Here is a 22,059-nt window from a genome sequence, read left to right as displayed (position 1 = left end):
GCCGTAACCGTAATTAGCTCGTACTTAACTGTTTAATGAGGTTATCAAGCGCGCGATAGCCCAATGCTTCTGCAATATGTGCCCGCGATACCGCTTTTTCATCTTCAAGGTCCGCAATAGTTCTGGCGACTTTTAACGTGCGATGGAATACCCGCATAGACAAATTGAGTTGCTTTGCTGCAGCTTGAAGAAAGCGCAAATCAGCCTCATCAAGAAGGCAGATATCCGCCAGTTCTCCAGCATGCAGCGCACCGTTTGGCTTTCCTTGACGTTGTTCTTGTTTATACCTGGCTGCGATAACCCGTTCTCGCGTGGCGTGCAGGGAGTCATCTGGCCTATTACCACGCTCTGGTAAGTCATAATCAGGCAGCCGAGGCACTTCCACCTGAATATCTATTCTGTCAAGAAGCGGGCCCGATAACCGGTTTAAGTAGTTAAGCTGCTGCTGCGGTGTCAGCCGGTTGTCGTCAATATCGCCTGTGGGGCTTGGGTTCATCGCTGCTACCAACTGAAAATTAGCCGGATACGTCGCACTTCCTGAAGCTCTAGACAAATGCACGTCGCCAGTTTCAAGTGGTTCGCGCAGTACATCCAACGCTTTGCGGCCAAATTCGGGAAGTTCGTCTAAAAATAAAATACCGTTATGGGCCAGCGATATTTCGCCCGGTACAGGATTGGACCCGCCGCCAGTTAACGCCACGGCAGAACTTGTATGGTGTGGCGAGCGCAAGTGGCGTGTGAGAAATCGTTCAGCATGCAGTTTTTCGCCTTTAACTGAATGAATGGCGGCGACTTCCAGCGCTTCTTCCTCGCTCATATCCGGCAGTAGCGACAGCATTCGGCTAGCGAGCAGGCTCTTTCCCGTACCAGGAGGGCCAACCATAAGTAAATTGTGTGCGCCACTTGCTGCAATAATTAGGGCCCGTTTAGCCTGTTCCTGACCGATAATGTCATCCCATCCGGTATTAGAGATACCCGATGAATGTGAGGTAAAAGGCTGACCCTTTGCGAGCTTTTTATTGCCAGTAAGGTGTTCATAAACAGAAAGCAAGTCAAACGCGGGAAAGCGTGTTGCATGGGAAACCAAAGCGGCTTCAACATCATTATCACCTGGATACACCAGCGCGATATCTTCGTTAGCCGCCGCCATTACCACTGGAATAAGGCCATTAACGGGCTTGATTTCACCATTCAAAGCAAGCTCGCCGACAAAGGCGATATTTAATAAGCTGATATCTGAAATATAGCCCGAGGCGGCTAAAATGCCTACGGCGATAGGAAGGTCGAATCGCCCGCCGAATTTGGGAATATCTGCAGGTGCTAAATTTACGGTTATTCGTTTGGCGGGAAATTCAAAGCCACTGTTGATTAAAGCGCTGCGTACCCGCTCTCGTGCTTCTTTTACACTGGTTTCTGCCATCCCGACCAGTTGAAAAGCAGGTAGGCCATTAGCCAGGTGAATTTCTACACTTACCTCTGGTGCAGACACGCCCTGCCCCGCAAAGGTTTTAACCACAGCCATTCCCATAGGTAAGCCACCCTCTTCTGTACGCTTATTGTTAGAGATAATGAAAATTAAAAACGGCAAGGCCAACATGTTTCGCTCTCGCCCGAATTGGGTAAACTCTAGTGAGAGCGCAACAAAGATGTAACTGTACTTACGGCGGGAATGACGAGAGGAAGACGCTAAGCACAGGTCGAAAACACCATACTTAGCAAAGGCAACCTAAGTGCTAGTGATGATCGTTGTAGAAAACAGGAAGCTGCCAGTGCCAACGCATGGCGCCGAGTCTAAACAATACGGTTGTAACAAGGGCGGCGATACCGCACCACTGTGTTGCAAGGTCAAACTGTAAGCCTATGCCGTAAACGATGCCGCCAGCAATACAGGTCATCGCATAAAGCTCGCCGTTTAGTACGAGCGGTACCTCGCGGCAGATAACGTCTCGTAATAAACCACCAAACACGCCCGTAATGGTGCCCATAGCAACTGCCACTGCCATACCTGTGTCGTTGGCTAAGGCTTTTTCTATACCTACGACGTTAAATAACGCGAGCCCAAAAGCGTCGGCTATTAGTAGGTAGTGAAAGGGAAAGCGAGGGCTTATTCGCAGCCATATGATAGGAATAAAAGCGGCAATAAGCGTGGTGTATAAATAATCGGTGTCGGCAATCCAAAATACGGGAACATCTAACATCACATCACGAAGCGTACCTCCGCCAATGGCGGTAGCACTAGCGAGGACCACCACGCCAAACCCATCCATACGCTTTTGATAGGCCATAAGGGTGCCGGAAATTGCACATACAGCAACACCCGCTAAGTTAAGCCAATGAAACCAATCGAACATGTTTTCTACCCTTTTACTGCCCTTAAGAACTCGCTTTTTCTACCGCAAAAACTTGATCGAACCGTACATTTCATGCTATTTCTTTGCCCAATAACAACACGTCGTTTAAACGTGTGTTGATATAAGGGGTAAAGCCATAACCTCTTACGAACAACATTTCATTTTTATAATACCAATGTAAAGCGGTATTGTAAGTCAAATATATTATTAAAAAACAAAGCGCTACCAATAAGTTAGTAGTTATGCTTTGTCGCCCTTCGCTTGAAAGACCTAAGATGATTTAACACATCATCATTATGACACGCAATTACGAGTAAAACAGCGCGTATTGGAACGACCCAACGCAAGGCTGGTTTGCCACTGTTTTTTCAAAGTTTCACAAAAAAGGTCTAGCATTTAAACCTAGACCTTAAATTAACGGGAAGGATTTATGCCCAAGTTACGTTCTGCAACTACCACGCAAGGTAGAAATATGGCCGGCGCTCGCGCGTTATGGCGCGCAACTGGAATGAAAGACTCTGATTTTGGAAAGCCTATTATTGCAATTGCAAACTCATTTACGCAGTTTGTACCGGGGCACGTTCACCTTAAAGACCTCGGTCAGCTAGTCGCGCGCAGCGTCGAGGAGGCCGGTGGTGTAGCGAAAGAGTTCAACACTATTGCGGTGGACGATGGTATCGCCATGGGGCACAGCGGTATGCTGTACAGCCTCCCTTCTCGTGAAATCATCGCTGATGCAGTGGAATATATGGTAAACGCGCACTGCGCTGATGCCATAGTGTGTATCTCTAACTGCGACAAGATCACGCCGGGAATGTTAATGGCGTCTATGCGTCTTAACGTTCCAGTTGTCTTTGTATCGGGCGGCCCGATGGAAGCCGGTAAAACTAAGCTTTCCGATCAGATTATTAAGCTTGATCTAGTAGATGCTATGGTAGCCGCGGCCGACGATAAGGTAAGCGATGCTGATACCGATGAAATTGAGCGCTCGGCCTGCCCTACCTGTGGTTCATGCTCTGGTATGTTCACTGCTAACTCTATGAACTGCTTAACTGAAGCGTTAGGTTTATCACTGCCGGGTAACGGCTCTATGCTGGCTACTCATGCCGACCGCGAAGGCTTGTTCAAACAAGCAGGTAAGCAAATTGTTGAGCTTTGTAAGCGTTATTATGGCGATGATGATGAAAGCGTTTTGCCGCGCAATATTGCAAACTTCAAAGCCTTTGAAAATGCTATGAGCTTAGATATTGCAATGGGTGGTTCAACAAACACCATTTTGCATTTGCTCGCAGCGGCAATGGAAGGTGAAGTGCCTTTTACTATGGCAGACATCGATCGATTGTCTCGTAAAGTGCCTCATTTATGCAAAGTGGCGCCTTCTACGCCAAAATACCACATGGAAGATGTACACCGCGCGGGTGGCGTGCTAGGTATTTTGAACGAGCTAAATAAGGCGGGCCTGCTGAATACTGATGTTAATCACGTTTTAGGTAAACCGCTTACCGACGTTATCAGCGAATGGGACATCACGAACCCAGAAAACAAAGACGCGATTACTTTTTATCGTGCGGGCCCTGCGGGTATTCGCACAACTAAAGCCTTTAGCCAAGATTGTCGCTGGGATGAAGCCGATGACGACCGCGAAAACGGCTGCATCCGCTCTGTAGAGAATGCGTTCAGCCAAGAAGGTGGTCTTGCTGTGCTCTATGGAAACTTGGCCGAAGATGGCTGTATTGTTAAAACCGCAGGTGTGGACGAGTCTATTCTAAAATTCAACGGAACTGCCCGTATTTATGAAAGCCAGGACGATGCGGTAGCAGGTATTTTAGGCGACGAAGTAAAAGCAGGTGATGTGGTTTTTATTCGTTATGAAGGCCCTCGTGGCGGGCCGGGTATGCAAGAAATGTTGTATCCAACGTCATACTTGAAATCTAAAGGACTAGGTAAGCACTGCGCCTTGGTAACCGACGGGCGTTTTAGTGGCGGCACTAGCGGCTTGTCTATCGGGCATTGCTCACCAGAAGCCGCTAGCGGCGGTGGTATTGGTCTTGTCGAAGATGGCGATAAAATCGAAATCGATATTCCTAACCGAAGTATCAATATCGCCATCAGCGATGAAGAACTTGCAGAACGTCGCGCAAAAATGGAAGCAAGCGATAAGCCTTGGAAACCTAAAAAACGCGTGCGTGAAGTTTCCACATCACTTAAAACCTTTGCCGCGTTAGCAACCAGTGCCGATAAGGGTGCAGTGCGCGATGTCAGTAAGCTGGAAAATTTGTAATGACAGCAACACACGTTAGCGATCACGAGTACTTAAAGAAGATTTTGCTTGCCCCCGTTTACGATGTTGCTGTGGCCAGTGAGCTTTCTTATATGTCTTTGCTTTCGGCTGAACTGGGTAATGAAATCTTTCTAAAACGGGAAGATCAGCAGCCAGTAAAAAGCTTTAAACTGCGCGGTGCGTATAATCGTATTTGCTCGTTAAGCGAAAAACAGCTTCAAGCTGGCGTTATTGGCGCATCAGCGGGTAATCATGCCCAAGGCTTAGCGTATAGTGCAAAAATGAAAGGCATTCAGGCGACCATCGTCATGCCGGAAACCACACCCGATATCAAGGTCGACGCAGTACGCCGCTTTGGCGGTGAAAACGTCAATGTGGTATTGCACGGTACCAGCTTTGACCAAGCAAGCAATCACGCCAAAGCACTATGTGAAACCCATGGTTATACCTTCGTACCGCCCTTCGACGACCCTGATGTTATTGCAGGGCAAGGTACGGTTGCACGAGAGCTGCTAGAGCAAAATCCAAATCTTGATATTTTGTTTATTGCCGTTGGCGGCGGTGGCTTAGCCGCGGGTATTGCGGTGTACCTAAAGCAATTAAAGCCAAGCATAAAAATTGTTGCGGTTGAGTCGGAAGAGTCGGCTTGTTTTATTAAGGCAAAAGCACAAGGCGAGCCTACTGAGCTCGAAAGCGTCGGCATCTTTGCCGATGGCGTTGCCGTTAAAATTATGGGTCAAGAGACCTTCCGCCTGTGTAATCGTTTAGTGGATGAAACCATCACCGTTACTAACGATGAAATTTGTGGCGCAATCAAAGATATCTTCGATGATACGCGTGTTATTGCTGAGCCTGCGGGCGCGCTTTCGGTGGCGGCAATTCGCAAATATGCCAAGCAGAATGACCTCAATGGCAAAAAGCTAGGCGGTATTCTGTGTGGGGCAAACATAAACTTTCATACACTTCGCTATGTATCTGAACGCTGTGAGCTCGGTGAACAAAAAGAAGCGGTATTTGCGGTTAAAATTCCTGAAACTAAAGGTGCGTTTAAACAGTTTTGCGAGTGCGTTGGGGCTAAAGCGATTACCGAATTTAACTATCGCTATGCAAGTGAAAGCGAAGCGCACATTTTTGTGGGGGTTAAGCTTAAGGGCGGACAGCAAGAGTTTGCTGCGCTGCAAGGTGATCTTGAAAGCAAAGGGTACGACTGCGTTAACTTAACCGACAATGAATTAGCAAAACTTCACGTTCGACATATGGTGGGGGGCCGCCCGCCAACCATACTCAACGAACAAGTGTTTAGCTTTGAGTTTCCAGAGCGACCCGGTGCCTTACTGAATTTCCTAAACACATTGGGCGAACAGTGGAACATTACGCTGTTTCACTATCGCAACCATGGCGCAGCAGAAGGTTTGGTATTAGCTGGATTTGATATTGCCCCTGAGAGCCGTGACGACTTTAACCAGCACGTCGCAGAACTTGGTTACAAGGTAGAAGAGGTAACAGATAATCCGGCTTATCGCTTTTTCTTGTCTCAACCTGCCTAGAAATATTGCTAAGTAAATGCTTGGCTGAACCCGTTTTCGCTTTGCATTGTTTCACGTTAAGCCCAGGCTTACCGAGGAGCGTTGCAAAGCGACATTACGCGCAACCTCACCTAATTTAAAAGCCAATGTGTAATCACGCTGGGTACGCTTAGACCTAGGTTTATTTGATGTTGTCATAAAGAAGTCCTCTTTATGTCAACCTATTTCAGGATGGGATATGCCGCATAAAAAAGCCCATGTTTCTACATGGGCTTTTGCTTTTAAAAGCGAATATCCGTCGTGAACAGTACTACTCAGCCGGACCGTTAAGCGCTACGTTTTCTAAGTGCTGCATCATTTCAGGCCAAATGAGTGCCATGACGTCTTGACGAAGGGCCTCACACTCTTCTGAGTATTTGAGACTGCCATCTTTTTCAGAATCTAACCAATGGTTTTCTTTAAGTGCACCAATGAAACTAGACAGTACATTCTTGTCGTAAAACTCTGGTGAGCTTAGCCCGTAAAGCGCAGACAAGCGCTCTGCAACTTGCTTGCTCTCGCGCTCTAGTGCGCTGCGGCTTATTACTTTTTCTTTATCAAGAATAGTCAGTACTACGGCATAACGCTGCAATGTTTCCTGCATACAACGGCTCAACAGCCATGCTGAATGGAATTCTTTACAGTGCGCATCCGGAGGAAGAAGCTCTCCTTCTTTTTGACGTAAAAGTCCATTATCTAACAGAGCCGTGACCAGTGCATCGGTATGGGCAAGGGCTTCATCTTGGGTAAGGTGCAAAAACAGTTCTTTTTGCAATAAAGGATAAAGCGCTGCAATAAGCTGTAGTATTTCGTTCTTTGTTGCCCCTTTCTTCGCGAAAACAGACGCCATAATCAAGCCTGGAATCGCAAACAAGTGCAAAATATTATTTCGATAATAGGTAAGGTAAACCGCTGACTTAGGCTGAGGACTAATTAGCCTGCCATAATCGTCTTCTTTTATATCAAAGCGACCGAGTTTTAGCGTATCGCGCAGTAATTCTTCAGCCGTCGACTCTGGGATTGTTGCATCTTCACTAAAGGGGACAGCCTTAAACAAATCCATAAAATCGCCGATGGCTTGTTTTAACTCAGACTCGCTCATAGTTTGAGTTTTTGAAGACAACAAACACAGCGAGGTTAGCGCCATGCCGTTTAACGCAGCAGCGCGGTTTATGCGAGTCATAACGTTGTTTGCTAATTCATTAACCGCTGGCGTTAACCACGCAGGCTTTTTCTCAGGCTCAGCATCGCGACAGTCACGCCAGTTTGGCACGTGAGTTTCGAGAAACTGGTTAAGCGCGATTGGTTCACCAAAGTTAACATAACCGTGGCCGTAGTTTTTTAGTTTACGAATGGCTGAAAACACCTGAAGATTAGACTCTTTTTTCTTCTTAGAGCCTTTAAGTTCATTGAGGTAACTCTTTACTTCCATTACATTTTCGTAGCCAATGTAAACAGGCACGATGCTGACTGGGCGATTAACCCCTTTAAGCATGGCTTGAATGGTCATGGCTAGCATGCCTGTTTTCGGCGGTATCAAACGACCGGTGCGGCTGCGGCCACCTTCTGGGTAATACTTTACTGAATAACCCTTATTGAACAGTAACTCTAAATATTCTCTAAATACGGCAGTGTATAGCTTGTTACCTGCGAAACTGCGGCGTAGGAAGAACGCTCCGCCACGACGAAACATTTTGCCCACAGGCCAAAAATTGAGATTTATGCCCGCTGCAATATGTGGCGTTACCATACCTTCATGATAAATCACGTAAGTCAGCAACAGGTAATCCATATGGCTACGGTGACAGGGCACGTAAATAATCTCGTGGCCGTTTGCGGCTAGCTCACGAATACGGTCTGCATGACCTACGCTAATACCGTTATATATCTTGTTCCAAATGCGGGTGAGCAGCCTATCACCGAACCTGATCAGTCCCTCACGGTAATCTGCAGCGATTTCCGTGATATAGCCTTGAGCTGTCTCTTTTGCTTTCTCGTGAGACACTTTCTTGCTTCGTGATTCTTCAGCAATGGCTCGACGAACTGCATCAGAGCCCAACACACTATTATTTAGTTCTTGCCGCTCTAACAACGTAGGGCCAGTCATACTTTGGCGTTTGCGCTGAAAGTGAGTGCTTGCTACTCGCACTAGTTTGTGAGCAATGCTTTGATCGCTGCCATGTTGGTTAGACATCGCTCGTGCTGACACTGCTTTGGAATAGTTGATGAAGTTATCACGGCCCAAAAATAACACGATGAATAACTTGCGAAGCCAGCTTGGTGCTGCGGCTTCTGTGATCAAGTCACTCAAGCCTGGATTACCACGACCGGGAGCTCTTCCCCACGTTACATATACAGGCACGACCTGCAAATCCAAGTTTTCATGGTCTCTGTGCAAATGAAAAAGGTCAGTAAAAACCTCTTCGATACCCGTATCTTTCGGTGATGAGCGAAAAATGGGTTGGGTTTTTCGCAGAAACAGTGTCGATGAATATTCCCTGCCCGCTAGCGTGAGCGTTTCGGTTGGACTAGGTAAACCTAGCGCTTCGGTCGACATTCTCAATGCGAGCTGGTCTGTCACTGAGTTTGAGGGAAGAAGATAAACAATCGGCTTGCTTTTATCTATTCCAAGTTCGGTCTCAACGTTTACTGGGATACTGTGGGCTTTTACCAGTAACTTAACAGGATAATGAAATACCGACAGGAGGGCTTTTCGCATCCACGACATGAATTGTGTAATCCTATGAAATAAAAACGGGTGAAGTGTAACATAATCGCTTTACGATCTCGCGATATGCCATTTTCATTGCTGTAATGACTAGATCATAGCGCACAAGTTCAAAAACTTGTCCTCCTTTTATTTAGTAAACGTTTTTCACTACTCCGCTTATACTTTTTTACTACCCATAATGCCCCGTATTTTGTTGCTATACCGAGTCACTGTTACTACTTTTTATATAGGTAAAAATTAATGAGCTACACGTAGTGAACGATCAATCTCGTTTAAAAACCATTGACGATTTCATGCTGAACAGTGAATTACCTTTGGACTTAGATGACCTAATGGTGATTCTTGCTGAGGCATATCAAGTTCCGATAGCGCTTATAGGTATTGTAGGTCAATACGAAGAAACGTTTAAAGCCAAATTCGGTACAGATTTAGCTCGTATAAATCGAGAGCATGCTTTTTGCAGCCGCGTGGTAGACGAAAAGAAACAACTTGTCGTGTGCAACGCCAATGAAGATCCCCGTTTTTCAGATAACCCTTTGGTTACTGGCGAACCCAATATTTGTTTTTACGCGGGAACTCCCTTGAAAATAAATAACCAAGTGGTTGGCGCGGTCTGCCTGATTGATAGTAAGCCGCGGGAGATGGACGAGAAGCGTTTGAAGTTATTAGAAAGAGTGGGTGCATTAGTCAGCCAGCACATATCTCTTTCACGAGAACATGAAGTGCTGAAGAGGGAGCATGGCCTAATAGAAAAGTCTCCTATTGTTTTAGCGACATGGCGATACGACACCTCATTACGGTTAGTTCATATATCAAATAACAGTGAACGAGTGTTGGGCATTTCAGCCCACGATTTGCTTGAGGGCTTGGTTGAGCTTAGCGATGTTATAACACAGGAAGCGGATAATGCGTTTACCTTTGCTATGCAGGCACACATGGAAGGGGTTGAATCTCATTCATGTCGTTTACAAATCACTACGCCTAGCAGAACTATTTGGGTGAGTATGATCTCGACTGCGAATTTTAGAGAGGATGGTGCGTTATATTCCGTACAGGCATTTCTATTTGATACGAGTGATCAAAAATACGTCGAAGATAAGCTGAATAAGACAAACCAGAGAATGCGTTTATTGTTAGAAGCTTCGGAGTTAGGTACATGGGATTGGAATTTAGCCGCCGACGTTAATCAAGTAAATAAGCGATGGTGCGATATTGTTGGTATTGAATATGAATATTACGATACCAGCGCGCGTTTTTTTCGGCAGCTTATTCACCCTGCTGACTACGTTAATGTAGAAAAAATGCTTCACGATCATTTGAAAGGCAAAACAAGTATTTTCAATACGACGTTTCGTATGAAACATACTAATGACTCATGGGTTTGGGTGGAAAGCTACGGGAAAACGGTAGAAACCGATGAAAGAGGAAGGCCAGTCCGTATTGCAGGCATTCATCGCGATATTACCGAGAGGATGGAGCGAGAGCTTCACGAGAAGAAAAAGACCCAGCTACTTCAGTTTATCAATAAGACCCGAGCGTCTTACCTACAAAATAATGATTTGACCTTGGCCTGCCAGACAGTACTGCCTGAATTAATTGATATTTCTGACAGTCAATTCGCATTTATAGGTCAAATGAAGGGAGAGGGGGAAACGTCACGGCTTTTCATACATGCCATATCCGAAATAGTGTGGGATAGCAGTAGCTTCACTCAATATAATGAATACAAAAAGCGAAATTTGTATTTTAGTAATTTCAATAATCTTTTCGGAACCACCATTGTGACGGGCGAAGTGACCATTAGCAATGTATCGGGAAGTCACCCTAACTCTAAAGGGGTACCTAAAGGCCATCCGCGAATAAGTCGATTTTTAGGATTGCCGATAAAGATTAAAGACAGAGTGGTGGGAATGATTGGGCTAGCGAACAAGTTTGACGTTTATACCGTCGAAGATGCTGAGTTTTTACAGCCCCTGTTAGACGCCCTTGCAGGGCTTTTCTATGCTGTCGAGCAAGAAGAAGGAAGAGCCATTGCAGAAGAAAAGCTGCGCCGGTTAGCGATGACCGACTCTTTAACAGGGTTGTACAACCGCCGTGCTTTTTTAGATGAATGTGATACGGTGTTACAAAGGCACGGCAGTGGCTGCGTTGCCATCATCGACGTGGATCATTTTAAAAAGGTTAACGACACCTACGGGCACGATGCCGGCGATCAAGCGCTTATCATGATTGCAGGTAAGATTGCTAAACAAAATCAGGCGCCTGGCGTGGTAGCGCGACTTGGTGGGGAGGAGTTTGCGCTCGTCGTTTTTGGTGAAACCAAAGAAGAAATACATGTCCAATTAGAGGCTTTGCGCATCGCTGTTGAGGAAAGCACGCTCACCTATGAATCGGACAAAATAAGCCTAACTATTAGTATAGGGGCTGCATTCATTGAGGACACGTTTGGCATAGACTTTAGCTCGCTTTTATCTGATGCCGATAAATCACTGTATTTAGCGAAAGAAAAAGGAAGAAACAAGGTGGTTTGGGTGAGTTAAGGGCAAAAGACAAGGCAAGTGCTTGTTATTTGTTTTTAGGTGTATATACTTACAGGAACTGTATGAACAGACAGGTCTTTTATGCGCCCACTCACAGCTCGACAAACTGAAGTTTTAGAACTAATCAAGACAACTATGCAAGAAACGGGTATGCCGCCTACCCGTGCTGAAATTGCTCGTCAACTTGGCTTCCGATCTGCTAATGCAGCCGAAGAACATTTAAAGGCGCTGGCGCGAAAAGGCGTGATAGAAATTCTTCCGGGCACGTCCCGAGGCATCAAGCTAAATATTCCTCTTGAGAGTGAAGCGGCTGAGGAAGAAGGTTTGCCGCTTATAGGGCGCGTTGCCGCTGGTGAGCCTATTCTGGCGCAAGAGCATGTCGAATCGCACTATAAGGTAGACCCAGCGTTGTTCAAGCCTCAGGCTGACTTTTTACTTCGTGTAAACGGCATGAGCATGAAGGACATCGGTATTTTAGACGGAGATTTGCTAGCGGTTCATCGCACGACGGATGTTCACAATGGTCAGGTTGTTGTTGCCCGTGTAGACGAAGATGTTACGGTTAAGCGCTTGGAAAGGCGAGGCCGTGAAGTATTGCTACATGCTGAAAATGAAGAGTTTGCGCCAATTAAAGTTGATCTCGCTAACGAGCCGTTTGCCATTGAAGGTATCGCGGTGGGCGTTATTAGAAACGCAGACTGGATGTAAGGTTTTAGCAACTTTGATTAAAAGCGGCGCATTAGCCGCTTTTTTTATGCCTCTTTATCCCCTCCCCACTCATCGTATTGGCAACTTAGGGTTTAATGTCTTGGTAAAAGTACTCAGCATTACTGCTCTATTTTTGATTAATTTCGCCGGTATTGAAATTGCTATTTGTTGCTGAGACAGTCAATTCCGAATTCGAGCGCTGTTTGAAAGTGATGTTTACTCGCTAAATACTTTCCTATTTTTTAGTAATTTAGAATAAAAGTATCGCCGACCCCGTGTTCAAAATGAGCGTTTAATCTCAACGCCCATCAAGTTATGGCGGCCTCAACGTTACTCGCCTTATGTCATGCTATGCAATTCTCAAATGATTAAATTTTGACCGTTTCATTAAATTTTTAATAGAAAAGACTAGACGGCGCGACATTATTGAGCAATTCTTATACAGAGATTAACAAAATAATAACAATGACTCTAAATTTGTTTTACAAGTTGAGGTAAAGGGTCAAGCGTTCGCAATTCATTTGGTAGGGTATCGCGCTCAGAGAAGGCGTCTTCAGTCCTACCATTACGGAGGTGCTGAGTGAAACAACAAACGACCATATTGGCAAAGTGGTGTGCAACCATATCAGCTTTGCTTTTCTCTTCATTGCTTTTCGCACAGGAAACGGCAGAAGAAGTTTCTTCATTGAACTTGAGGCGCGGCGCGACCGATATCAGTGGCCAAGTATATGACCTTCATATGCTGATGTTTTTCATTTGCGTCGGCATTGCGGTAGTGGTTTTTGGCGTAATGTTTGTTTCTATGTATTTACATAGAAAATCTCGAGGCGCCAAGCCAGCAAATTTCCATGAAAATGTAAAAGTGGAAATTGCATGGACAGTTATCCCCTTTCTCATACTTATCTTTATGGCGGTTCCCGCAGCGAACACCCTCATTGCCATGGAGGATACCACTGAACCCGATATGACGGTGCTAGTAACGGGTTCGCAGTGGAAATGGCACTACAAGTACATGGATAGCGACGTGGAATTCTATTCACTTCTAGCTACTCAGCGGGAACAAATCGAAAACAAGTTTGCAAAAACAGATAACTATTTGTTGGAAGTCGATCGCCCGCTTGTCATTCCTACGGGCAAAAAAGTTCGTTTTCTTATTACTTCTGACGACGTGATTCATTCTTGGTGGGTACCTGACTTCGCCGTGAAGAAAGACGCAAATCCCGGGTTCATCAATGAGTCGTGGGCGAAAGTAAACGAACCGGGAATTTACCGCGGACAGTGCGCAGAACTTTGCGGAAAAGATCACGGTTATATGCCGGTTGTAGTTATCGCCAAAGAGCCTGCTGAGTTTGATAAATGGATGGGTGAACAAGAGGAAAAGGTTCGTCGGGCGAAAGAAGAAGAACAGCGATTACTTTCAATGAACATGTCAATGGATGAGTTGATGAAAGAGGGCGAGCGCGTCTATAACGCTACGTGTGCCGCCTGTCATATGCCTAACGGTGAAGGTTTGCCAGGCGTATTTCCTGCGTTAAAGGGCAGCAAAATGGCCCTTGAAGATCAAAAAGGCCATATTGATATCGTGCTTCACGGTAAATCGGGCACGGCGATGCAGGCATTTAACAAAATGCTTAGCCTAAAAGAAATAGCGGCGGTGGTTACCTATGAACGAAATGCATGGGGAAACAATACCGGAGATATGGTTCAGGCCAAAGATGTCAACGCTGTGGCAAACGGAAACTAGGAGCAGATCATGAGCAAAGCAACTGAAGTTATCTCGCCAGATACCTCTGCGCCCCACGCTGGCCACGGGCATGATGAGCATAACCATGAACACCACGATCACATTCCAAAGGGGATAACTCGCTGGCTGTTTACCACTAATCACAAAGACATTGGCACACTCTACCTATGGTTTGCTTTTATTATGTTTTTAGTGGGTGGAGCGATGGCGATGGTCATTCGAGCCGAACTCTTTCAACCAGGTCTACAGATAGTTGAGCCGAACTTCTTTAATCAAATGACCACGGTACATGGGCTTATCATGGTATTTGGGGCGGTGATGCCCGCCTTTACAGGACTGGCTAACTGGTTAATTCCAATGATGATTGGCGCGCCAGATATGGCACTGCCTCGAATGAACAACTGGAGTTTTTGGATATTACCGGGTGCGTTTTTAATCTTGCTTAGCTCGCTCTTTATGGAGGGAGGCGGCCCTGCGTTTGGTTGGACTTTTTACGCTCCACTTTCAACCACTTATAGCGGGGATTCAACGGCGCTTTTCGTGTTTTCTGTTCATATCATGGGTATTTCGTCAATCATGGGAGCGATTAACGTAATCGTTACCATATTTAATATGCGTGCGCCGGGTATGACGTGGATGAAAATGCCCCTGTTCGTGTGGACATGGCTAATAACTGCGTTTTTACTTATAGCGGTTATGCCGGTGCTCGCGGGGGCGGTAACCATGGTATTAACTGATAAGTTCTTTGGCACGAGTTTCTTCGATGCTGCTGGTGGTGGCGACCCTGTTATGTTCCAGCATATATTCTGGTTCTTTGGGCATCCTGAAGTTTATATTATGATTCTGCCAGCGTTTGGCATTATTTCTCAAATAGTCCCTACCTTCTCTAGAAAGCAGCTCTTTGGCTATGCGTCGATGGTTTATGCTACCGCGTCGATAGCTCTGCTATCGTTTATTGTATGGGCTCACCATATGTTTACGACAGGGATGCCGGTGTACATGGAAATGTTCTTCATGTTTGCCACCATGCTTATTTCTGTGCCAACAGGTGTGAAAGTGTTCAACTGGGTTGCGACAATGTGGCGGGGCTCTCTAAGCTTTGAAATGCCGATGATGTTCGCTATCGCTTTTATTGTGCTTTTCACTATTGGCGGTTTATCAGGGTTAATGCTTGCGATTACGCCCGTTGACTTCCAATACCACGACACGTATTTCGTTGTGGCTCATTTCCACTATGTTTTGGTTACAGGTGCTGTCTTTTCCATTATGGCTGCTGTCTATTATTGGCTGCCTAAATGGACAGGGAAAATGTACGACACCACACTTGCAAAGTGGCATTTCTGGTGCTCGCTCATTTCAGTAAATGTTCTGTTCTTCCCCATGCATTTTGTTGGTTTGGCAGGTATGCCTCGCCGTATTCCAGATTATGCACTGCAGTTCGCCGACTTCAATAAATGGATAAGCTTGGGCGGCTTTGCATTTGGCCTTTCTCAACTGATCTTCTTGGCGCTACTTATCAAGGCGTGTAAGAAGCAGGGGGAGGCCGTGTCATCACAAGTATGGGATGGCGCAGAAGGTCTAGAATGGGAGATTCCATCGCCTGCTCCTTATCACACATTCGAAACACCGCCCGTTGTGAAATAAGCAGGCAGTTGTTGCTATGAATGTGGACAGTGTGGATAACAATCCACACTGTCTAGATGGTGGAGTAATTAGATTTTTTTTTCACACGTCTAATTGCCCTCACCTTTGGATTTAACCGGAGGTAGCGTGATGTCACAACAAAGTGCAAATAACAAAATGGTGATCAAGCTAGTTGCGATTGTCATCGGCATGTTTGGCTTCGGCTTCGCCCTGGTGCCCCTTTACGATGTGTTTTGCGACGTTACAGGGATTAACGGCAAGACAGAGGGAAGCGCAGCGGTTTACCAATCAGTAGAAATTGATGAATCCAGGGAAGTCACGGTCGAGTTTATAACCCGAACCAACTCTGGAATGCCTTGGGTATTTCGTGCTGAAACCAAACGCGTAAAAGTTCATCCTGGTGAACTCAATACTGTCTCTTTCTACGTGAGAAACCCAGCGTCGAGTAATATTGTGGCGCAAGCAATTCCTTCTGTATCTCCTGGTATGGCAGCGCTCTACTTAAACAAAACCGAATGCTTCTGCTTTAACCAGCAGCCTCTGGATGCAGGGAGTGAAGCGTATATGCCCATGCAGTTTTACGTCGACCCTCAGCTACCAAAAGATATTACATTTTTTACATTGCAGTACACACTCTATGACGTCACAGCGCGAGCAAGTGACCTAACGACAACACCGAATCCCTTTATGACTTCAGCACCGTCTGCCGGTGAATAGACGCAAGGGGTAAGGAGAAAAAAATGCAGTCCGAAATTCAGAATAACGACTATCAAAAATATTATGTACCCGCGCAAAGCCCTTGGCCAATTGTAGGAGCTGTTGCTTTATTCCTCATCGCCGTAGGCGCAGGCAACTTTGTGGTTGAAGCAACGAGAGGTGAAGCCGGCTATGGAGGTTATATTCTTTTAGCTGGTATTGCTGTTTTACTCGTGATGTTGATTGGCTGGTTTAAAAATCAAATCGATGAATCGATGGCGGGGCTTTATAGCGATCAGTTGGGCCGTTCCTATCGACAGGGAATGAGCTGGTTTATTTTCTCAGAAGTCATGTTCTTTGCCGCGTTCTTCGGTGCACTTTATTACGCGAGATTCATTGCTGTGCCATGGCTGGGTGGGGCATCAAACAACGCCATGACCAACGAGGTGTTATGGCCAACCTTTGAGGCGATGTGGCCCCTTGTTACTACGCCTGGTGGCATTACCACACAAGAGATGAGTGCCGCAGGTCTTCCAACTATAAATACTGTCATTCTGCTTATTTCTTCAATTACCCTGCATTTTGCGCACGTAGGGTTGGAGCAAAATAAGCGTAAGCAATTAACTTTGATGCTTGGCATAACGATTTTACTTGGGTGTGGGTTCTTGTTCCTTCAGGTGGAGGAATATATCCATGCTTATCGCGATTTAGGGCTAACACTTCAGTCAGGCATTTACGGAAACACCTTTTTTATGCTCACTGGGTTTCATGGTATGCACGTCACGTTGGGTACCATCATTCTGATCGTACTATTTTTCAGAGTGTTAAAAGGGCACTTTTCGCCAGACAACCATTTCGCGTTTCAAGCGGGGAGCTGGTACTGGCACTTCGTAGACGTAGTGTGGGTAATGCTCTACATCTTTGTCTACGTGCTATAAAAAAAGCCCCCAGACTCAATAAGGTCTTGGGTTTGGGGTAATCAAGCCTGTACCAATAGCGATAAGGATAAGAATGACAATGATGGCAGAAGTGAGGACACGTCGACCAATATATTTACTCATGGGGCCTTTTGTCGTGTCATTTTTAATCATAACTCGCATTGCCATGAACAAGTTCACAATCATAAATAGCACTAAAGCAATAAGGACGATTTTTATTAGCATACGGACCTCTATTTTTATTCTAATGTGCCACGGAGCCAGATAATCATGTTTTCTCGCCCACGCCATTTTATACCCTGGTTACTTACGGGTATTAGTGTGGCAGCTATGTGCGGCTTGGGATACTGGCAACTTGAGCGCATGGTCCAAAAGCAGCAACGTTTAGCTAGCATAGCGCAAAAGCAAAGTAATGGAACCTTGAGTTTAGAAGCAGCGCTGACGCATTCAGACCCTCGTGACATTATTGTATCGGTAAAGGGGCAGCTCGATGGTAATCACGTTCTTCTTTTAGATAATCAGATACACAATCAGCGCGTTGGCTTTGATGTTTTGGCACCGGTTTATACAAACGCGGGATGGTTGCTCGTCAACTTTGGCTGGTTACCAGCGCCAGATCTAGTAAGAACCCTACCGAACATAAGTTTATCGAGCGAAACACGGGCGTTCGAAGGCGTTATTAGTGTGCCTGGCGAAAACCCGCTGGTGAGAGAAACGAATATGTCGCTTTCTACCAGCCCAACACTTATTCAACACATAGACTTTTCTGCACTTGGCAGTGCGCTAGAGCGAAAGTTTTTACCGTTTATTCTTCACCTTACAACGCCTGATCCCACCTATGTGCGCGAATACAAAGCCGTTGTAATGTCTCCAGAAAAGCACCTTGGTTACGCCGTTCAATGGTTTGGGTTAGCCATCGCGGCAGCGGCCATCGGCGGCTATGCAATTAGTAAGAAAGGACGAAGTTATGAGTAATACTGCTTCAAAGAAAACCTTAATAATTATGGTGGCAGTGTTTGTTTTGCCGGTGGTATTGGCAAAGCTAGCACTTGAAAATGACTGGTTTACCAAAGGCGCTACCAATAAGGGGCAACTGTTGTCGCCCACTATTGATATGGGGGCTTTACTTGACGACGCAGATCCAAAATGGCGTTTACTCTACGTTATGCCAGACGAGTGTGATGCCGTATGTGAGAATGCACTGTTTAGCATTAATCAAGTGTGGCTGGCACTGGGAAAAGAATCTGACCGCGCTCAAGCACTAGTTGTCACCACATCCTCCAGTGATAAACGTGCAATAGCTGCCCTACGTGAATACCCTTTCGTTGAGACAATGAGGGTTACCACACCCACCTCTCTTGCCTCAAGCAGTGTTTACATTGTAGATACGCAGAATAATGCCATGCTCTTTTACGAGATTAGGGATGATAGAAAAGATGCTGTGATGGAAAGTCGCAATATGCTGGCCGACATGAGAAAGCTCTTGAAATTATCACGCATAGGGTAATCGCTATGAAAAAGTTAACACTATTTAGTATTTTCCTTGCAGCGGTTGTCATAATTTTAGGTGCCTATACACGTTTGACCGATGCGGGCCTTGGTTGTCCCGACTGGCCTGGATGTTACGGCAACCTTACCGTGCCCTTAAGTGAAGAGAAAGTGGCTCAGGCAAACGCAGCCTATCCAGAGCGTCCTGTCGAGGCATTCAAAGCGTGGAATGAGATGATTCATCGTTACTTCGCTGGGACCCTAGGGCTTTGTGTGTTGGCTATTGCTATCATTGCGGTAAGACAGCGTCATAAAGGTACGCCGGTGAAGCTTCCTCTGCTTCTACTTGGATTAATAATTTTTCAAGCTGCCCTTGGCATGTGGACAGTAACGCTCAACTTACTCCCTGTCGTCGTAATGGGGCATCTACTGGGAGGCTTTTCGGTTCTATCCTGTCTTTTTGTGCTTTATTTACGTTTACGCAATCGCACTTACGAAGCATACCATTTGGGTCTAAACGATGTCCCAATCGAAAAGGCAGCCTCAGATACGTCACAGAAAGCTAATTCATTTCAGTCATCCCTTAAACTTGCAGCTTTTATTGGCGCAGGCGTTCTAATAACGCAGATTGCGCTTGGGGGTTGGACCTCTGCTAACTACGCCGCACTTGCGTGCACAGAGATGCCTGTTTGTGAGAGTGGTTGGCAAGACCGTATTGATATCCCCGGAGCCTTTAGCGTTCCTGATGCACAAAACTATGAATTTGGCGCTCATGATTATGGTGAGCGAGTCACTATGCATATTGTTCATAGGTTAGGTGCTCTCATTACCTTTGTGTATTTACTCGCCTTGGGGATTAGTGTTTTAGTAAGCCACTACGCTACATCAAAACAAAAACATGTAAGTGCATTTATGATACTAGCGCTATTCACACAGGTGGCTTTAGGTATCAGTAATGTAGTCTTCATGTTGCCACTCGCCGTGGCCGTTTTGCACAACGCGGTGGCTGCGATACTGCTTCTATCGTTGATAAATCTAATTTTTACGCTAGTGACAAGGACACAGCATACGCGTGCCCTCAACAATGATAGACAAAATAGTCATGCATTATCAGGTTCACGTCCATTGCATAGTGCTGGCGCATTCAGAACGGACGCTTCGACACCTAACGCTATTGCTGGGTCAACGTCTTCTCATATTCTCCCTAGAGCTCCAGGAGGTTTCTATGGCTAAATCGGTTTCGCTACACGCTCGTTCATCTCGCCAACATCAGGTCGTAACGTGGCGTGATTATTATGAAATGACTAAGCCTAATGTGGTTATGCTGCTCCTATTAACCGCCCTTGTGGGTATGTGCTTAGCCACGCCATACTGGGTCAATGCAAAAATTCTGATAGGTGGTTTGTTAGGCATTGGCATGCTGTCAGCTTCTGCAGCAGTTATTAATCATGTTGTAGATCATAAGATTGATAGTGTTATGGCGCGTACCTTTAACCGACCGGTAGCTAAAGGCAAGGTGAGTATTAACCACGCGCTATGGTTTGCTGGCACCTTGGGAGTATTGGGCTTTGTTGTGCTTGCTCTTTTCGTAAACATGCTAACAGCGTGGTTAACCTTGGCCAGTTTGGTTGGCTATGCGTTCATATACACAATGTACCTAAAGCGCGCTACGCCACAAAATATCGTTATTGGTGGGTTAGCGGGGGCTGCTCCTCCTCTTTTGGGGTGGACCGCGGTAACAGGAGAAGTTCACTCTCACGCATTGCTGCTCGTACTCATCATTTTTACATGGACTCCACCCCATTTCTGGGCGCTGGCCATTCACAGAGAGAAAGACTACGCCAAAGCCAAGGTGCCTATGTTGCCGGTAACCCATGGCGTTGCCTTTACTAAAACTTCTGTTCTGCTGTATACCGTATTGTTAGGGCTCGTTTGTTTACTTCCTTATCTGACAGGAATGAGCGACCTTATATACTTGATAGGCTCAAGTCTTCTCAATATTGGTTTTTTGTATTATGCGTTAAAACTTAAATTCGATGCGCAACCTGAAACTGCAATGAAAACTTTTAGGTTTTCAATTATTCATCTCATGGTATTGTTTGTTGTACTACTCTTAGATCACTATGTACCATTGAGTTTATGAATCAACGAACTATCGTCGGCCTTGTTGCATTTTTAGCACTATGTGCGGGCATCGTCGGGGCGCTTTATATCGCGCCCCCATCGGTTGAAAGCCAACCTGAATACTTTCAAGCCTATCCTGAACCTCGTGAAATCACGCCGTTCGAATTAACATCACATGATGGCGACGTTTTCAATAACGCATCGTTGAAAGGGCAATGGAGTCTTGTGTTTGTGGGCTATACCTTTTGCCCTGATATCTGCCCTACCACCATGGCTGAATTGAACGGTATATACCCTGAACTAAAAGCCCTAGAGAGTGTCCAACCTATTAGAGTTGTTTTTGTGTCGGTGGATCCAAAACGCGATTCAGTAAAACGACTCGCAGAGTACGTAAACTATTTTAATGAGGAATTTATCGCCATAACCGGTGAGCATAAGGCGCTTTTTCCCTTCGTTCGCAATTTGGGAATGATGTATGCTATCGCAGAAAGCACCGATAACCCCAATTATTTAGTTGATCACAGTGCTTCTGTTGTACTTGTCGACCCTGAAGCTAGGGTGATAGGAAGATTTAAACCGAAAAGAGAGCCAGGGAAGCTATCGGTAAGTGATCCTCAGCAAATATTGGCAGACATGCCAGTAATTATTTCGAAGCAGTAATATGGAAATCAAAATCAGGCAAGGCATAGCATCTGATGCGGCGCAAACTACGCCGCTTATATTAAACGCGGCACAGTCATTGTTAACGTCTATTTTCGGACACAATAAAAATAAAACAGCCGATGGCTATCTTGCTCACGCTTGGGAGTTAGGTGGTGGCCAGTACGGTTTCAAGAACCACTGGGTAGCGAGTAAAGGCAACGAAGTACTGGGTGTTGTCACTTCATGGCATAGTAAGCTAGGAGCTGCGTTCGATAGAGCGACGCTTGATAGTATCACGTCATATTTCACTCTTGACGAAGCCATGGCGGTTCTAATGCGCAATCAAACGGTTGCTGTAAATCTTACTCCTCCCACAACCAGTGAGTTAATGATAGGGCACCTTTCTGTTGCCGAAAGCGCGAAGCGCAGCAAAGTAGGCTCTCGATTAGTCGATACCATGCATAAGAGGGCGGAAAAGCTGAAAAAGCGTAAGCTGGTGCTAGATGTTGAAGTGTCGAACATTCCGGCTATTCGCTTTTACCAGCATCATAACTTCCAAGAAGAGTCGATAAACAAAGGCTTTATACGGTTTGCAAAGCCTGTATAG

General features: G+C 45.8%; 18 protein-coding genes and 1 pseudogene. 14 read left to right on the top strand and 5 right to left on the bottom strand.

What is annotated here, in order from left to right; genetic code table 11:
* Window positions 1–13: 13 nt before the first annotated feature.
* Complete coding sequence (locus tag GVO62_RS09025; RefSeq protein WP_159118699.1) at window positions 14–1,528, bottom strand: YifB family Mg chelatase-like AAA ATPase; 1,515 nt, start codon at window positions 1,526–1,528, stop codon at window positions 14–16.
* A 205-nt stretch (window positions 1,529–1,733) separates the two neighbouring features.
* Window positions 1,734–2,351: a trimeric intracellular cation channel family protein gene (locus GVO62_RS09020; protein ID WP_105932441.1), complete on the bottom strand. Its 618-nt coding sequence runs from the start codon at window positions 2,349–2,351 to the stop codon at window positions 1,734–1,736.
* Window positions 2,352–2,781: 430 nt separating this feature from the next.
* Between GVO62_RS09020 and ilvD the strand changes: the two genes are divergently transcribed.
* Together ilvD and ilvA are read left to right on the top strand one after the other, a co-directional pair.
* A complete protein-coding gene (gene ilvD, locus GVO62_RS09015; RefSeq protein ID WP_159118664.1) occupies window positions 2,782–4,632 on the top strand; it encodes a dihydroxy-acid dehydratase in 1,851 nt (616 codons plus the stop codon).
* Complete coding sequence (gene ilvA / locus GVO62_RS09010) at window positions 4,632–6,179, top strand: threonine ammonia-lyase, biosynthetic (RefSeq protein WP_159118663.1); 1,548 nt, start codon at window positions 4,632–4,634, stop codon at window positions 6,177–6,179. Before ilvD ends, ilvA begins: the two co-directional genes overlap by 1 nt.
* A 96-nt stretch (window positions 6,180–6,275) precedes the next feature.
* Here the strand turns inward: ilvA and GVO62_RS09005 are convergent.
* Window positions 6,276–6,356 (bottom strand): annotated as a pseudogene (locus GVO62_RS09005) (valyl-tRNA synthetase); the annotation flags it as partial.
* A 112-nt stretch (window positions 6,357–6,468) separates the two neighbouring features.
* Window positions 6,469–8,925 carry a glycerol-3-phosphate 1-O-acyltransferase PlsB gene (gene plsB, locus GVO62_RS09000; RefSeq protein ID WP_159118661.1) on the bottom strand — a complete coding sequence of 819 codons (2,457 nt, stop codon included), beginning with the start codon at window positions 8,923–8,925 and terminating at the stop codon, window positions 6,469–6,471.
* Window positions 8,926–9,182: 257 nt separating this feature from the next.
* Between plsB and GVO62_RS08995 the strand changes: the two genes are divergently transcribed.
* From GVO62_RS08995 to GVO62_RS08970, 6 genes are all read left to right on the top strand, one after another.
* A complete protein-coding gene (locus tag GVO62_RS08995; protein WP_159118659.1) occupies window positions 9,183–11,468 on the top strand; it encodes a sensor domain-containing diguanylate cyclase in 2,286 nt (761 codons plus the stop codon).
* An 81-nt stretch (window positions 11,469–11,549) separates the two neighbouring features.
* Window positions 11,550–12,176 (top strand): transcriptional repressor LexA, encoded by a 627-nt coding sequence (gene lexA, locus GVO62_RS08990; RefSeq protein ID WP_105932446.1) that lies wholly within the window; start codon window positions 11,550–11,552, stop codon window positions 12,174–12,176.
* A gap of 580 nt (window positions 12,177–12,756) precedes the next feature.
* Window positions 12,757–13,920 carry a cytochrome c oxidase subunit II gene (gene coxB, locus GVO62_RS08985; protein WP_159118657.1) on the top strand — a complete coding sequence of 388 codons (1,164 nt, stop codon included), beginning with the start codon at window positions 12,757–12,759 and terminating at the stop codon, window positions 13,918–13,920.
* Window positions 13,921–13,929: 9 nt separating this feature from the next.
* The gene (gene ctaD, locus GVO62_RS08980) at window positions 13,930–15,564 is read left to right on the top strand and encodes a cytochrome c oxidase subunit I (protein WP_159118656.1); all 1,635 of its coding nucleotides are present in this window, start codon (window positions 13,930–13,932) and stop codon (window positions 15,562–15,564) included.
* 129 nt (window positions 15,565–15,693) lie between these two features.
* Window positions 15,694–16,281 (top strand): cytochrome c oxidase assembly protein, encoded by a 588-nt coding sequence (locus tag GVO62_RS08975; RefSeq protein WP_159118696.1) that lies wholly within the window; start codon window positions 15,694–15,696, stop codon window positions 16,279–16,281.
* Between the two features lie 23 nt (window positions 16,282–16,304).
* Window positions 16,305–17,198 carry a cytochrome c oxidase subunit 3 gene (locus tag GVO62_RS08970; protein WP_173359251.1) on the top strand — a complete coding sequence of 298 codons (894 nt, stop codon included), beginning with the start codon at window positions 16,305–16,307 and terminating at the stop codon, window positions 17,196–17,198.
* 15 nt (window positions 17,199–17,213) lie between these two features.
* Here GVO62_RS08970 and GVO62_RS08965 read toward each other — a convergent pair whose 3' ends face one another.
* A complete protein-coding gene (locus tag GVO62_RS08965) occupies window positions 17,214–17,423 on the bottom strand; it encodes a DUF2909 domain-containing protein (protein WP_105932450.1) in 210 nt (69 codons plus the stop codon).
* A gap of 45 nt (window positions 17,424–17,468) precedes the next feature.
* On the opposite strand from GVO62_RS08965, the gene GVO62_RS08960 reads away from it, so the two are divergent.
* Genes GVO62_RS08960 through GVO62_RS08935 form a run of 6 tightly spaced genes read left to right on the top strand, consistent with a single transcriptional unit; the run spans window position 17,469 to window position 22,059 of the window.
* Window positions 17,469–18,173: an SURF1 family protein gene (locus GVO62_RS08960; protein WP_159118654.1), complete on the top strand. Its 705-nt coding sequence runs from the start codon at window positions 17,469–17,471 to the stop codon at window positions 18,171–18,173.
* A complete protein-coding gene (locus tag GVO62_RS08955; RefSeq protein WP_159118653.1) occupies window positions 18,166–18,705 on the top strand; it encodes a hypothetical protein in 540 nt (179 codons plus the stop codon). The genes GVO62_RS08960 and GVO62_RS08955 overlap by 8 nt, the downstream gene beginning before the upstream one ends.
* Window positions 18,706–18,710: 5 nt before the next feature.
* Window positions 18,711–19,919, top strand: coding sequence for a COX15/CtaA family protein (locus GVO62_RS08950; protein WP_159118651.1), 1,209 nt, complete (start codon window positions 18,711–18,713; stop codon window positions 19,917–19,919).
* Window positions 19,912–20,829 (top strand): heme o synthase, encoded by a 918-nt coding sequence (cyoE, locus tag GVO62_RS08945; RefSeq protein WP_159118649.1) that lies wholly within the window; start codon window positions 19,912–19,914, stop codon window positions 20,827–20,829. The genes GVO62_RS08950 and cyoE overlap by 8 nt, the downstream gene beginning before the upstream one ends.
* Window positions 20,826–21,470 carry an SCO family protein gene (locus GVO62_RS08940; protein ID WP_159118647.1) on the top strand — a complete coding sequence of 215 codons (645 nt, stop codon included), beginning with the start codon at window positions 20,826–20,828 and terminating at the stop codon, window positions 21,468–21,470. Before cyoE ends, GVO62_RS08940 begins: the two co-directional genes overlap by 4 nt.
* A gap of 1 nt (window position 21,471) precedes the next feature.
* Entirely contained in the window at window positions 21,472–22,059 is a 588-nt protein-coding gene (locus tag GVO62_RS08935; protein ID WP_159118646.1) for a GNAT family N-acetyltransferase, read from the top strand.

This window comes from Alteromonas sp. KUL150 (genome assembly GCF_009811475.1).
Taxonomy (GTDB): domain Bacteria; phylum Pseudomonadota; class Gammaproteobacteria; order Enterobacterales; family Alteromonadaceae; genus Alteromonas; species Alteromonas gracilis.
Note: the sequence above shows the minus strand (reverse complement) of the source record. Positions and strands in the feature narration are given on the sequence as shown.

Bases quoted from the DNA above. Each gene is read 5' to 3' on its own strand.
- lexA (WP_105932446.1), top strand. From the start codon at position 11,550: ATGCGCCCACTCACAGCTCGACAAACTGAAGTTTTAGAACTAATCAAG.
- GVO62_RS08965 (WP_105932450.1), bottom strand. From the start codon at position 17,423: ATGCTAATAAAAATCGTCCTTATTGCTTTAGTGCTATTTATGATTGTG.
- cyoE (WP_159118649.1), top strand. From the start codon at position 19,912: ATGGCTAAATCGGTTTCGCTACACGCTCGTTCATCTCGCCAACATCAG.
- GVO62_RS08950 (WP_159118651.1), top strand. From the start codon at position 18,711: ATGAAAAAGTTAACACTATTTAGTATTTTCCTTGCAGCGGTTGTCATA.
- GVO62_RS08975 (WP_159118696.1), top strand. From the start codon at position 15,694: ATGTCACAACAAAGTGCAAATAACAAAATGGTGATCAAGCTAGTTGCG.
- GVO62_RS08955 (WP_159118653.1), top strand. From the start codon at position 18,166: ATGAGTAATACTGCTTCAAAGAAAACCTTAATAATTATGGTGGCAGTG.
- GVO62_RS08940 (WP_159118647.1), top strand. From the start codon at position 20,826: ATGAATCAACGAACTATCGTCGGCCTTGTTGCATTTTTAGCACTATGT.
- ilvD (WP_159118664.1), top strand. From the start codon at position 2,782: ATGCCCAAGTTACGTTCTGCAACTACCACGCAAGGTAGAAATATGGCC.
- GVO62_RS08960 (WP_159118654.1), top strand. From the start codon at position 17,469: ATGTTTTCTCGCCCACGCCATTTTATACCCTGGTTACTTACGGGTATT.
- GVO62_RS09020 (WP_105932441.1), bottom strand. From the start codon at position 2,351: ATGTTCGATTGGTTTCATTGGCTTAACTTAGCGGGTGTTGCTGTATGT.
- GVO62_RS08970 (WP_173359251.1), top strand. From the start codon at position 16,305: ATGCAGTCCGAAATTCAGAATAACGACTATCAAAAATATTATGTACCC.
- plsB (WP_159118661.1), bottom strand. From the start codon at position 8,925: ATGTCGTGGATGCGAAAAGCCCTCCTGTCGGTATTTCATTATCCTGTT.
- ctaD (WP_159118656.1), top strand. From the start codon at position 13,930: ATGAGCAAAGCAACTGAAGTTATCTCGCCAGATACCTCTGCGCCCCAC.
- ilvA (WP_159118663.1), top strand. From the start codon at position 4,632: ATGACAGCAACACACGTTAGCGATCACGAGTACTTAAAGAAGATTTTG.
- GVO62_RS08935 (WP_159118646.1), top strand. From the start codon at position 21,472: ATGGAAATCAAAATCAGGCAAGGCATAGCATCTGATGCGGCGCAAACT.
- GVO62_RS09025 (WP_159118699.1), bottom strand. From the start codon at position 1,528: ATGGGAATGGCTGTGGTTAAAACCTTTGCGGGGCAGGGCGTGTCTGCA.